This is a genomic window from Micromonospora sp. NPDC048905 (genome assembly GCF_040649655.1).
GTDB lineage: Bacteria > Actinomycetota > Actinomycetes > Mycobacteriales > Micromonosporaceae > Micromonospora.
In genome coordinates, this window is the sequence record NZ_JBEZFV010000005.1 from 317,964 (window position 1) to 330,744 (window position 12,781).

Here is a 12,781-nt window from a genome sequence, read left to right on the forward strand (position 1 = left end):
TCATGGCCTCCGCGGCTCGTAGGGCGCGCGGCCGTTGCCGGAAGCGGGCCGGGTGTCGTACGGGTTGCGCTGCCGGTCGTGCGGCAGCGGCAGGCGGTGCACCAGCTCGGAGACGATCGCGTCGGTGGTGCGCCGGGCGAGCTGCGCGTCGGCGGTCGGGATGATCCGGTGCGCGAGCACCGGCACCGCCAGGGCCTGCAGGTCGTCGGGGAGCACGTAGTCGCGGCCCTCCAGGGCGGCGACCGCCCGGGCGGTGCGCAGCAACTGCAGGGTGGCCCGGGGGGAGGCGCCGAGCCGCAGGTCGGGGGCCTCGCGGGTGGCGGTGACCAGGTCGATCGCGTACTGCTTGACCGCGTCCGCGACGTGCACCTGCCGGACGGTGGCGATGAGCTGCCGGACGATTGCCGCGTCGGAGACCGCTCGCAGCTCGTTCAGCGGGTCGGTGGCACCGTGGCCGTCGAGCATGGCCAGCTCGGCGTTGGAGTCCGGGTAACCCATCGCGATGCGGGCGGTGAACCGGTCGCGCTGCGCCTCGGGCAGCGGGTAGGTCCCCTCCATCTCGATCGGGTTCTGGGTGGCGATGACCATGAACGGGGTCTGGAGCTGGTACGTCACCCCGTCGACGGTGACCTGCCGCTCCTCCATGCACTCCAGCAGCGCCGACTGGGTCTTCGGCGAGGCCCGGTTGATCTCGTCGCCGACCACCAGGTTGGCGAAGACGGCACCCGGGCGGAACTCGAAGTCGTGCGTCTCCTGGTTGTAGACACTGACCCCGGTGACGTCGCTGGGCAGCAGGTCGGGGGTGAACTGGATCCGTCGTACCGTGCAGTCGATGGACCGAGCGAGGGCCTTGGCCAGCTTGGTCTTGCCGACACCGGGAACGTCTTCGATCAGGAGGTGACCCTCGGCGAGCAGGACGGCCAGGGCGAGCCGCACGGTGGCGGTCTTACCCTCGATGACCTGCTCGATGTTGGCCACGATGGCCTCGCTGGCGGCGCGGAACTCGTCGTGCGGCAGTAGGCCGCCCACCTCGTCCCAGGTCTGTTGTGTCACGGGCCTCCTCCTCGTCGCCGTCACGGCAGCTCTCTAGAGAGCACCTGGACCCGCCGTTGGGTTCGCGACGTCGAGCCTCGTTTGCCGCAGGATTCTCACTAGCCTCTCAGGCTAACCATGTTTGTCGTTATCGCCGACCCCCGCAGGTAGTCCGTCGGTTACGCCCCGATATTCGCCGCCTCGGGGGACCCGGCCCGGCGTACCCCTGCGGCCGGCGGGGCGGGCGGCCGGCGCGGTACACTGCGGAACATGGCCGGAGTCTTCCTGCTTCTTACCGGGCCGTGCTGATGCGCTGAACGCAGCGACAGCACGGCGGCCCCTCCTGTGCGAGGGGCATTTTTGTGCCCGCCGCCGGCCCGGCCCGGCGACGCCGAGACGAAGCGAAGCGAAGCGAGGAGAGACGATGAGTGAGGCAGCCGCACCGGCGGGCGACATTCCCCCGTTCCGGTACACCGCAGCCCTGGCCGACGAGATCGAGGTCCGTTGGCAGGACACCTGGGCGCGCGAGGGCACCTTCCACGCACCGAACCCGACCGGCCCGCTGGCCGACCCGACCCACCCCCGCGCCGGCGCGGAGAAGCTGTACGTGCTGGACATGTTCCCGTACCCCTCCGGAGCCGGCCTGCACGTCGGCCACCCGCTGGGCTACATCGGCACCGACTGCTACGCCCGCTACCAGCGGATGGCCGGTCGCAACGTGCTGCACGCGATGGGCTTCGACGCGTTCGGCCTGCCCGCCGAGCAGTACGCGGTGCAGACCGGCACCCACCCCCGGACCACCACCGTGGCGAACATCGAGCGGTACAAGGCGCAGCTGCGCCGGCTGGGGCTGGCGCACGACGAGCGCCGTTCGGTGGCCACCATCGACACCGACTTCTACCGCTGGACCCAGTGGATCTTCCTGCAGATCTTCAACTCCTGGTACGACCGCGACGCCGGCAGGGCCCGTCCGATCGCCGAGCTGATCGCCGAGTTCGAGGGCGGTAACCGGCCCACCCCGGACGGCCGCGCGTGGGCCGAGCTGAGCGTCGCCGAGCGCCGTCAGGTCGTCGACGACCACCGCCTGGCGTACGTCTCGCACGCTCCGGTCAACTGGTGCCCCGGGCTGGGCACCGTGCTGGCCAACGAGGAGGTCACCGCCGACGGGCGCTCCGACCGGGGCAACTTCCCGGTCTTCAAGCGCAACCTGAAGCAGTGGAAGATGCGGATCACCGCGTACGGTGACCGACTGCTGGACGACCTGGACACCCTGGACTGGCCCGAGCCGATCAAGCTGATGCAGCGCAACTGGATCGGCCGCTCCACCGGCGCCCACATCGACTTCGCCACCGAGCAGGCGCCGGTGCGGGTGTTCACGACCCGGCCGGACACCGTCTTCGGTGCCACCTACATGGTGCTGGCGCCCGAGCACGAGCTGGTCGACACGCTGGTGCCGGCCGCCTGGCCGGACGGCACGAGGGACGCCTGGACCGGTGGGCACGCCAGCCCCCGGGTGGCCGTCGAGGCGTACCGCAAGGCGGCGGCGGCCAAGACCGACGTCGAGCGGCAGTCCGACACCAAGGAGAAGACCGGCGTCTTCATCGGCGCGTACGCCACCAACCCGGTCACCGGCGGGCAGATCCCGATCTTCATCGCCGACTACGTGCTGGCCGGCTACGGCACCGGCGCGATCATGGCGGTGCCGGCCCAGGACGAGCGGGACTGGGCGTTCGCCGAGGTCTTCGAGCTGCCCATCGTGCGCACCGTGCAGCCGGCGGAGGGCTTCGACGGCAAGGCGTACACCGGGGACGGCCCGGCGATCAACAGCGCCGCGCACGACCGCGGCCTGGACCTGAACGGCCTGGGGGTCGCCGACGCCAAGGCGGCGACCATCGCCTGGCTGGAGGCGAACGGGCACGGCACCGGCGCGGTGACCTACCGGCTGCGCGACTGGCTGTTCTCCCGCCAGCGGTACTGGGGTGAGCCGTTCCCGATCGTCTACGACGAGACCGGCGCGGCCATCGCCCTGCCGGAGGAGATGCTGCCGGTCGAGTTGCCGGAGGTGGACGACTTCTCCCCGAAGACGTTCGACGCCGACGACGCCAACAGCGACCCGGAGACCCCGCTGTCGCGGCGGCGCGACTGGGTCGAGGTCGAGTTGGACCTGGGTGACGGGCCGAAGCGCTACACCCGCGAGACCAACGTGATGCCGCAGTGGGCCGGCTCCTGCTGGTACGAGCTGCGCTACCTGGACCCGACGAACAGCGGGCGGTTCGTCGACGCGGAGAACGAGCGCTACTGGATGGGCCCGCAACGCGAGGGTGACTGCGGAGGCACCGACCTGTACGTCGGTGGCGCCGAGCACGCTGTGCTGCACCTGCTGTACGCGCGGTTCTGGCACAAGGTGCTGTTCGACCTGGGGCACGTGTCGTCGTTCGAGCCGTTCCGCAAGCTGTTCAACCAGGGCATGATCCAGGCGTACGCGTACACCGACTCGCGCGGCAGCTACGTGCAGGCCGAGGAGGTCATGGAGCGCGACGGCGCCTACTACCTGGGCGACCTGACGGTCAACCGCGAGTACGGCAAGATGGGCAAGTCGCTGAAGAACGTGGTGACCCCCGACGACATGTGCGCCGCCTACGGCGCGGACACCTTCCGGGTGTACGAGATGTCGATGGGTCCGCTGGAGGTGTCCCGCCCCTGGGAGACCAGGGCGGTGGTCGGCTCGTACCGGTTCCTGCAGCGGGTCTGGCGGGCCGTCGTCGACGAGGAGACCGGCGAGCCGCGGATCACCGAGGACCCGGCCGACGAGGCGACCCGCCGGCTGCTGCACACGGTGATCGACGGGGTCCGCGGCGACATGGACGGCATCCGGTTCAACACCGCGATCGCCAAGCTGATCCAGTTGACCAACGGGCTGACCGGCCTGTCGGCCACGCCGCGTGAGGTGGCCGAGCCGCTGGTGCTGATGGTGGCGCCGTTCGCCCCGCACGTGGCCGAGGAGTTGTGGCGCAAGCTGGGCCACGACACCTCGCTGACGTACGCGGACTTCCCGACCGCCGACCCGGCGCTGCTGGTGGCCGACACGGTGACCTATCCGGTGCAGGTCAACGGCAAGGTCCGTGGCCGCATCGAGGTCCCCGCCGACGCCGCCGAGGAGACCGTCCGCGCGGCGGCCCTGGACGCGGTGGCCGCGACCCTGGCCGGCAAGGAGCCCCGCAAGGTCATCGTGGTCAAGGGCCGAATGGTCTCGGTAGTCGCCTGACCGGGGACCGGCGCTTGCCCTGACCGGCGTCGATCATGGAGTTGTGGTGCCTGGTATGCCCCTTGGCAGGGGTTTGATCCCCCACCACAACTCCATGATCGACCTGGGTGGTGGGCGGGCGGCCGGTCAGGCTTTCAGCGCGGCCGTAACGACCTCGCGGTGGGTGTGCAGCCAGTCCTGCCAGCGGCGTATCCCGTCGACCGTTCCCTCGTCGCGCAGCCGGCGCATGCCCGGCTCGTCGCGGTCGGCGCCGGCGTCGATGCCTCGCCAGGTGCTCTCGATCTGGTCGAGCATCACGCCCACCAGCTCACCTCGCGCCAGCCTGCCCGGTGCGGTCTCGTTGGACGCCGCGTCGTAGGCGTCGCAGAGGATTCGGCAGCGCCTGCCCAGCTCGACGGGGTCGGCGCCGTCGCCCAACGCGGCCCAGTGCCAACCGGCGAACGCGACGTCCTCGATCCGCCGGCCCGGGGCGGCCAGGTCCCAGTCGACGAAGACCACTGGGAGCGGCCCGGCGGGGAAGTCGCGGTACACCGTGTTCTTCGGCGACAGGTCGCGGTGACACACCGTCTCGGCGTCGCCGGCCAGCTCGGTGCCCGCGCACGCGTCGTGCAACCGTCGGATCAGCTCGGCCAGCCGCACCAGCGCCGGGTCGCTGAAGAACGCCGGATCCTCCTGGTTCCGCCACGGCACCCGCCCCGCGACGTAGCTGAGCATCTGCCGGCCGTGGTCGTCGACGCCCAGGTGGCGAGGCGCGAGGTCCGCGCCCACCTCGGCCAGGTGGCGCAGCAACGCACCGACGAAGTCCAGGTTGACGGGCGGGGTACGTCGTACCGTGTCGCCGATCCGGACCACGTCGGTGACGAACCCGCCGGACAGGGGCTCTTCGGCCGGATCAGCGGTCGGCTCGGGCACGGTCAGACCGGCATTCGTCGACGTCGGCGCTCAGCGCGCCACCACTGGTGGATGAGCACCACGCCGGCGATCAGGCCGAGGCTGGCCGGGGCGGCGGCGTACCAGTTGATGTGGCCCGGGGAGCTGACCGCGGCACCGATCGCCGCGTAGCCGAAGGCGGTCGGCGCGGAGGCGATGACGCTCCCGGCCAGGAACGGCAGCACCCGGGCGCCGGTCGTGCCGTAGCCGTAGCTGACCAGCCCGAAGCCGGCGATGGGTAGCAGCCGGACGGTGACCACACCGACCACGCTCTGCCGGGCGAACCAGCCGTCGAGGCGGGCCAGGCGACCACGGACCCGTTCGGCGACGAACTCCCGGCCGAGCAGCCGGCCGACCCCGAACCCGATCGCCGCGGCCACCAGCGCGGCGCCCAGGGCGTACGCGGCGCCCTCCAGCGGGCCGAAGATCGCGCCCGCGGCGAGCGTGACGAAGGTCCGGGGGACCAGGGCGACCAGCAGCAGCGCGCCGCCGAGGATGGCCGCCACCGGGGCGAGGTCACCCAGCCGGTCCGCCAGCCGGGGTAGCTGCGCCGGATCCGGCCGGGGCACCAGGAGCAGCAGGAGCCCGCAACCGCCGATCAGCAGGACGAGCAGGGCGAACCGGGCGGCCGACGGCTGCCGGAGCAGCCGCCGGACGGCTCGGATCATGCCCGGGCGGGGGCCACTGCGGAGCGGCGCTCGTTGCGGAGCCGGTCCGACCAGGTGTCGTCCAGAGGGGGAAGCTGGTGTGCGCCGGTGGCCCAGCGCAGCAGCAGGTCGGCCAGGGCCGGGTTGCGGGCCAGTGCCGGGCCGTGCGAATACGTGCCCAGCAGCTTGCCGCGCCACGCGCCCTCGGTGGCGCCGTCGTTGCCGACCCCGACGCTGACGCGGGCCAGCGGGGCGACCTCCGGACCGAGGTGGGTGCGACCGCCGTGGTTCTCGAAACCGGTGAGCGGGGGCAGACCCAGCCGGGGGTCGATCTCACCGGCCAGCTCGCCGACGGCCCGGCTCTCGCCCCGGTCGGACTGCAGGTCGAGCAGCTCCAGCCCCCGACACTGCACACCCTTGGCGAAGAAGGAGGTGCCGAGCAGTTGGTAGCCGGCGCAGACGCCGAACACCACCGACCCCTGGGCGACCGCCCGGTGCAGGCCGCCGTCGGCGATCAGCCGCTGGGCGCCCAACGCCTGCGGGCCGTCCTCGCCGCCGCCGACCAGGTAGATGTCGGCGGTCGCGGGCAGCCGCTGGTCGGAGCGGACCTCCAGCACCTCGACCGGCATGCCGCGTTGGCGGGCCCGGCGGGCGAGGATCAGGGCGTTGCCCCGGTCGCCGTAGGTGGACAGCAGGTCGGGATAGATCCAGACGATGCGCAGGCTCTCAGATGACACGGTCCAACTCCGCTCGGATGTCCTGGAACGCGGTGTAGTTCGCGATGACCTCCAGCCGCCCGGGCGGGACCGACCGGAGCGCGTCGTCGAACGTGCGGACGTGCTGGAACGGGACGTCGTTGACGTCCAGTCGAACCGCCAGGTCGTATGCCCGGTCGCCGGTGATCAATACCTGCCGGCCACGCAGCGGGGCGAAGTCGACGTCGTAGAGCCAGGAGGTGTCCAGACCGTCGGGGTCGCGCGCGTTGATGGAGAGCAGGGTCGGCGCGTCGTCGGCCATGTCGAACGCCTCCAGCCAACTGGCCGGGTTCTTGGCCAGCAGCAGCCGGATGTTGCGCCCGTCCTTGTCGACCTGCGCGTAGCGGCCGGCCACCGAGGTGACGATGCCGAGGCGGGACACCGCGTCGACCGGGCGTACGCCGAACTCGGCGGCCACCGCCAGCGCGGTCGCCGCGTTGCCGAGGTTGACCTTGCCGGGCAGCTGGAGGGAAACCTTGTGCCAGGCTCCGGTGGGGTCGAGCACGCCCTCGTCCTCGACGACCCAGTTCGGCTCCGGTCGGCGCAACGGGCAGCCGGTGCACCACCACTGCTCACCGGAGCGCTGGATGGTGGAGCCGCACTCCGGGCAGACCCAGGAGTCGTCGTGCCAGCGCTGGCCGGCGCTGAACCAGGTCACCGGCGGCGGGTTGATGCCCCGGGCGGGGTCCCCCGGCGGGGTGGCCGCCCAGACCACGAGCGGGTCGTCGGCGTTGGCCACCACCCGGACGTTCGTGTGCCGGACCAGCGCCGCACGCCAGAGCTGCGCCATCATGGCGACCTCCTTGGCGCGGTCGAGCTGGTCGCGGGAGAGGTTGAGCAGCGCGACCACGTGCGGCTCGGTCGCCTCCAGCACCTGGGCGAGGTAGTGCTCGTCCACCTCCAGCACCGCGTACGGGGTGCTGCCCGCCTTGGCCAGTGCCGAGGTGTGCCCGCTGGGCATGTTGGCACCGAACGAGTTGGTGGCGACCCGGCCGAGCACGCCGACCGCCGCGGAGGTCAGTCGGGTGGTGGTGGTCTTGCCGTTGGTGCCGGAGACGAGCGCGATCGCACGCCCGGCCGACAGGTGGGCCAGCAGGTCCGGGTCGATCTTCAGGCCGATCCACCCGCCGATCACCGAACCGTCGCCACGGCCGGCCGCCCGGGAGAGCGCCGCGGCGGTCCGTGACACGGAGCTGGCCACCTTGGCCCGTAGGGGCATTTTCGCGTCCGTCACGCGAGCGAGGTTACCGGACCGTCCGCCCCGCCAGATCGCCGCCGACGGTGAACCGTTCGGCCGTGGCAGCGGCGCGGGCGGCCGGGAGGACCTCCACCGGACGGAGTCGATCTATGTCGGAAAGCGGACCACGCCGGCTGGCCACTGCGGCCCTCCACTCCGCTCCACCCCTCGTGACGTGCAGTTTTGCCACCGGATCGGACACGCCGCGCGGGCCAATCTGGTTGCAGGTGGAGGGAAGTGGAGTAGAGTGGGGGCCAATGGTGAGGCCGGGAGGGCTCACCGGCCCGGGGGGTCAGCGGCGCCGCGAACGCCGCTCAGGGGCGAGGGGGTAGGGCCGGTGTTTCTCGGCACCCACACTCCACGCCTGGACGAAAAGGGCCGGTTGATCCTTCCGGCCAAGTTTCGGGATGAGCTGGCGGGGGGTGTCGTGGTAACCAAAGGGCAGGAGCGCTGCCTCTACGTCTTCCCGACCCCTGAGTTCCAGCGGATCGCGGACCAGTTGCGCGCGCAGCCGATGACGCACAAGGCGTCCCGGGCCTACAGCCGGGTCTTCTTCGCCAGCGCGCACGACGAGGTTCCGGACAAGCAGGGTCGGGTAACCATTCCGGCCCACCTGCGGGCGTACGCCGCGCTGGACCGCGACCTGGTCGTGATCGGCGCGAGCACGCGGGTGGAGATCTGGGACAAGGCAGCCTGGGAGACCTACCTCGCCGACAGCGAGGACGACTTCGCCGACATCTCGGAGGGGGTGCTGCCCGGCGGTCTGTAGGGCGGAACGGCGCCCGACGTACTGCGAGATCTCCAGCCGCTTTCGAGTTCCTGGCACCCCTTCCCCGGTGCCAGGCGCACGATCCAGTCATCGGGCGACGGTCCGGTGTCCGGCGGGAGCGGATGGGGATCTGGCGGTACGACGGCAGCGCCGTCCGACGACAGGCGCACGAGGAGAACGGACGTTTCAACCAGTGGGGGTCAACATGGGGGAGTTGCGCGGCACGCACGTGCCGGTGCTGCTCGAGCGGTGTCTTGAGCTGCTGGCCCCCGCGCTGGGTCGAGGCGGCCGGACGGTCCACGTCGACGCGACGCTCGGTCTGGCCGGGCACGCGGAGGCGGTGCTCGAGGCACACCCGGAGACGGTCCTGATCGGGCTCGACCGGGACACCGAGGCGCTCGCTCACGCGCGGGTCCGGCTGGCCCGGTTCGCCGATCGGGTGCATCTGGAGCACGCCGTCTACGACGAGTTGCCCGAGGTACTGGACCGGCTGGGCTATCCGGGCATCGACGGCATCCTGTTCGACCTGGGTGTGTCGTCGTTGCAGTTGGACGCGCCCGACCGCGGGTTCGCGTACGCCCAGGACGCGCCACTGGACATGCGGATGGACCAGACCCGGGGGGTGACCGCCGAGGAGGTGGTCAACACCTACGCGCATCCGGACCTGGCCCGGGTGCTGCGGGTCTACGGCGAGGAGAAGTTTGCCGGCCGGATCGCCTCGGCGATCCTGCGGGAGCGGGAACGCGGCCGGATCACCTCGTCCGCGCGGTTGGCGGAGCTGGTCCGGGAGTCCATTCCGGCGCCAGCCCGACGAACGGGCGGTCATCCGGCAAAGAGAACGTTTCAGGCTTTACGGATCGAGGTAAACAGAGAGTTGGCGGCGCTGGAGTCAGCGTTGCCATCAGCACTCGACGCACTGACCGTGGGCGGTCGCATGGTGGTCCTGTCCTACCACTCCCTGGAGGACAGGCTCACCAAGGTGGCGCTCGCGGACCGGGTCCGCAGTAAGGGCCCGGTCGACCTCCCGGTCGAGCTTCCCGGGTCGGGTCCGACGTTCCGGCTGCTCAGCCGGGGCGCCGAACTGCCCGGGGAGGCGGAGGTCGCCGTGAACCCGCGGGCCGCCTCGGTGCGGCTGCGGGCCGCGGAACGACTCGATCCGAACGCGACAGAGCTTGGGCGGACCGACCGCGAACGGTCTCGCCGACGGGTGAAGGGAATGCACCAACCGGGCCCGGGGTCCGCCTGATCCGTGGGGGGTCAGGGGCACCGGGACGGCAGAGGGACGGACGTTGAGGGGGAGGGACATGAACATTGACAAGCGCGGCCGCCGGGACGTCACCGGCGACGGGCAGCGCGCACCGCGGTCGGGGGGCCGGACCGCGGCGGAGCGGGCTCCGCGCCTCGGAAACGGTACGCCACGCATCGATCGAGTGAACCAGCAGGGGGAGACTCGCGCCCGGGGGGCGCGCGAGTTCCCGACCCAGGGCGCCGCCGCGCTGCGGCCGGTCGAGAAGGCCGCCAGCGCCTCCAGCGCCCGGCCGCCGCGGCTGCGGGTCGCACCGCCGTCGCCGATCTCGGTGCCGCGTGCGCCGTTCGCGGCGCTGATCGTGGTGCTGGTGGTCGGCGGGGTGCTGGGCATCCTGGCGGTCAACACCAAAATCAACGAGAACGCGTTCCGGCTGGAGCGGTTGCAGCAGCAGCAGGCTCGACTGGACCTGGAGAAGCAGCAGTTGGACAAGCGGATCGCCGAGTACGAGGCGCCGGGCAACCTGACCGCCGAGGCGCGGCGGCTGGGCCTGGTGGACGCTGGCGAGCCGGGCTACATCCGGCTGCCGGACGGTAAGACCATCGGTGTGCCGCAGCCGGCGACCGGTAAGCCGTCGGTGACCAGCCAGGGTGCGGGAGGCTGACCCGTGCCACGAAGGTCGGACGAGCCGCGCCGGGACCCCACAGGGTCCCGGCGCGGTTCTTCGCGTGACGCCAGCCCCACCGACTCCGAGCCGCGCACCGGCGAGCCCGGCATCGGGGGCATCTCCGGCGCCCGCGCGTACACGCCACGGGGTCGGACCGTCCGCGACGAGCGCGGCACGCCGCCGCGCGCGGTGGGCGCCGAGCAACGGCGTACCCCGCGCAGCACCCGATCCGGCGACCCGTTCCGGCCCGCGTTGCAGGTGCTCGACGGTGGTCGGGCCGCCGCCCGGGCCGGTCGCCGCGACGCCCCGGCCGCCGGACGGGGTGGCGTGGTGCGCACCGTCGCGCCGCGTACCCCCCGAGGACCGGGCGTCGACGAGCCGCCGCCACGCCGACGGACCACGCCGCGCGCGCCACGCCGCGCCGACCGCCCGACGGCCCGGCGGCCGTCCCGCAAGCCACCGCGCCCGCCGAAGCTGGCCGACTCGCGGCTGCGGCTGCGGCTGGGCACCGCCCTGGCCCTGACGTTGTTCGCGAGTATCGGGATCCGGCTGATCTTCCTCCAGGCGGTCGACGCCCCGGCGTATGCCGGGGGCGGCGTCATCGACCGCACCCGCACCGTGGAACTGCCGGCGGCGCGGGGCGCGATCTACGACCGCACCGGCGCCCCGCTGGTGCGCAGCGTCGAGGCACGGTACGTGTTCGCCGATCCCACCGAGGTGAAGGACCAGGCCGGCACCGCCCAGGCGCTCGCACCGCTGCTCGCCATCCCGGCGTCGAAGCTCACCGGGCTGCTCAAGCCCCGCAAGTTGGAGAACGGCAACGACTCCCGGTTCGTGTACCTGGCCCGGGGGGTGGAGATCTCCACCGCCAAGCAGGTGCAGGCGCTGGAGCTGCCGGGGATCGGGGTGCACCGCGACGAGCGTCGCGAGGTGCCCGGGGGTGACCTGGCGGCCAACCTGATCGGCTTCACCAGTCAGGACATGGTCGGGTTGGAGGGGCTGGAGGCCCGCTACAACGACGTGCTCGCGGGTCAGGACGGCAAGCGGAGGTACGAGGCCGGCCGCCGTGATCTCGACGCGGCGATCCCGGGCGGTTACAGCCTGACCACGCCCGCCAAGCCGGGCAGCTCGCTGTGCCTCACCATCGATCGGGACCTGCAGTTCCGGACGCAGCAGATCCTCAGCGAGGGCATGGCCCAGGTGCGGGGCGGCACCGGCGCGGCCGTGATCATCGAGATTCCCTCCGGGGAGGTGCTGGCCCAGGCCAGCAATCCCACCTACAGCGCGGCGAAGCCGTTGCCGAGCGACCCGGTCGCCCGGGAGGACGCGGCGACCAGCTTCGTCTTCGACCCCGGCTCGGTGCACAAGGCGATCACCTACGGCGCGGCCCTGCAGGAGGGGGTGATCACCCCGGACACCACGCTGCCCATCCCCAACAACATCAAGATGGGTGACACCTGGTTCTCCGACACGCATCCGGCCAACGGCAAACGGATGAGCATCCCTGGGATGCTCGCCTACTCGTCGAACGTCGGCACCATCACGATCGCCGAGAAGCTCGGCCGGGACCGGTTGATCGACTACCAGAAGCGGTTCGGGCTGGGCAAGCCGACCGGCGAGGGAATGCCGGGGGAGGCCGGCGGGCGACTGCTGCCGGCCGACGAGTGGAGCGAATCGTCGCACGGGTCGGTGCCGATCGGGCACAGCGTCGACGCCACGCCGCTGCAGATGGCCGCCGCGTACGCCGCCATCGCCAACAACGGCACGTACGTGCAGCCGCACCTCATCAAGGAAACGATCAGCCCGGACGGCAAGCGCACCCCCGCGCCCGCCCCGGTGACCCGGTCGGTGCTCAGCCCGCAGAACGCGGCGGCCCTGCGCACCATGCTGGAGGCGGTCACCACTGTCGACCACGCCACCGGCGTCAACGCCGCGGTCCCCGACTACCGGGTCGCCGGCAAGACCGGGACCGGCTCGCGGGTGGTCAACGGCAAGATCGAGACCGACAAGGTGTCCTCCTTCATCGGCATGGCCCCCGCCGAGAATCCCCGCTACGTGATCGCCGTCTTCGTGTACTCGCCCGACGGTGGGGGCGCGGCGATCGCCAATCCGGCGTTCCGCGACATGATGCAGTTCACGCTGCGTCACTACCGGGTGCCGCCGTCCACCGGCGGTTCGGCACCCAAGTTCGTGGTCTATCCGCGCTGAGCAGCGATGGCGGGACATCATCGGT

At 71.8% G+C, this 12,781-nt stretch carries 9 protein-coding genes and 1 pseudogene; 5 read left to right on the forward strand and 5 right to left on the reverse strand.

Going from position 1 to position 12,781, the window contains the following annotated elements; genetic code table 11:
- Complete coding sequence (locus tag AB0C01_RS16000) at positions 1–1,053, reverse strand: MoxR family ATPase (RefSeq protein WP_357251025.1); 1,053 nt, start codon at positions 1,051–1,053, stop codon at positions 1–3.
- A 403-nt stretch (positions 1,054–1,456) separates the two neighbouring features.
- On the opposite strand from AB0C01_RS16000, the gene leuS reads away from it, so the two are divergent.
- Positions 1,457–4,297 carry a leucine--tRNA ligase gene (leuS, locus tag AB0C01_RS16005; protein ID WP_357571474.1) on the forward strand — a complete coding sequence of 947 codons (2,841 nt, stop codon included), beginning with the start codon at positions 1,457–1,459 and terminating at the stop codon, positions 4,295–4,297.
- 126 nt (positions 4,298–4,423) lie between these two features.
- Here leuS and AB0C01_RS16010 read toward each other — a convergent pair whose 3' ends face one another.
- From AB0C01_RS16010 to AB0C01_RS16025, 4 genes are read right to left on the reverse strand one after another with little or no spacing between them, the layout of a single operon-like run.
- Entirely contained in the window at positions 4,424–5,209 is a 786-nt protein-coding gene (locus AB0C01_RS16010; protein WP_357571475.1) for a phosphotransferase, read from the reverse strand.
- A 2-nt stretch (positions 5,210–5,211) separates the two neighbouring features.
- A complete protein-coding gene (locus tag AB0C01_RS16015) occupies positions 5,212–5,895 on the reverse strand; it encodes a VTT domain-containing protein (RefSeq protein ID WP_357571476.1) in 684 nt (227 codons plus the stop codon).
- Positions 5,892–6,611, reverse strand: a complete 720-nt coding sequence (locus AB0C01_RS16020; RefSeq protein ID WP_357251035.1) for a glutamine amidotransferase — start codon at positions 6,609–6,611, stop codon at positions 5,892–5,894. Before AB0C01_RS16020 ends, AB0C01_RS16015 begins: the two co-directional genes overlap by 4 nt.
- Positions 6,601–7,848, reverse strand: a complete 1,248-nt coding sequence (locus tag AB0C01_RS16025; RefSeq protein WP_357251425.1) for a MurT ligase domain-containing protein — start codon at positions 7,846–7,848, stop codon at positions 6,601–6,603. Before AB0C01_RS16025 ends, AB0C01_RS16020 begins: the two co-directional genes overlap by 11 nt.
- Before the next feature lie 355 nt (positions 7,849–8,203).
- Here AB0C01_RS16025 and mraZ point away from each other — a divergent pair, with 355 nt between their 5' ends.
- The 4 genes and pseudogenes from mraZ to AB0C01_RS16045 all read left to right on the forward strand — a co-directional run bounded on the left by mraZ (position 8,204) and on the right by AB0C01_RS16045 (position 12,756).
- A complete protein-coding gene (mraZ, locus tag AB0C01_RS16030) occupies positions 8,204–8,635 on the forward strand; it encodes a division/cell wall cluster transcriptional repressor MraZ (protein ID WP_357251037.1) in 432 nt (143 codons plus the stop codon).
- Positions 8,636–8,840: 205 nt separating this feature from the next.
- Positions 8,841–9,950 (forward strand): annotated as a pseudogene (gene rsmH, locus AB0C01_RS16035) (16S rRNA (cytosine(1402)-N(4))-methyltransferase RsmH).
- Positions 9,940–10,545, forward strand: a complete 606-nt coding sequence (locus AB0C01_RS16040) for a hypothetical protein (RefSeq protein WP_357251040.1) — start codon at positions 9,940–9,942, stop codon at positions 10,543–10,545. The pseudogene rsmH and the gene AB0C01_RS16040 overlap by 11 nt, the downstream one beginning before the upstream one ends.
- A 3-nt stretch (positions 10,546–10,548) precedes the next feature.
- Positions 10,549–12,756 carry a penicillin-binding protein 2 gene (locus AB0C01_RS16045; protein WP_357571477.1) on the forward strand — a complete coding sequence of 736 codons (2,208 nt, stop codon included), beginning with the start codon at positions 10,549–10,551 and terminating at the stop codon, positions 12,754–12,756.
- Positions 12,757–12,781: the final 25 nt, after the last annotated feature.

What these genes read in the sequence shown, in the direction of transcription:
- AB0C01_RS16025 (WP_357251425.1), bottom strand. Translation starts at nt 7,848, where the DNA reads ATGCCCCTACGGGCCAAGGTGGCCAGCTCCGTGTCACGGACCGCCGCG.
- AB0C01_RS16015 (WP_357571476.1), bottom strand. Translation starts at nt 5,895, where the DNA reads ATGATCCGAGCCGTCCGGCGGCTGCTCCGGCAGCCGTCGGCCGCCCGG.
- AB0C01_RS16040 (WP_357251040.1), top strand. Translation starts at nt 9,940, where the DNA reads ATGAACATTGACAAGCGCGGCCGCCGGGACGTCACCGGCGACGGGCAG.
- leuS (WP_357571474.1), top strand. Translation starts at nt 1,457, where the DNA reads ATGAGTGAGGCAGCCGCACCGGCGGGCGACATTCCCCCGTTCCGGTAC.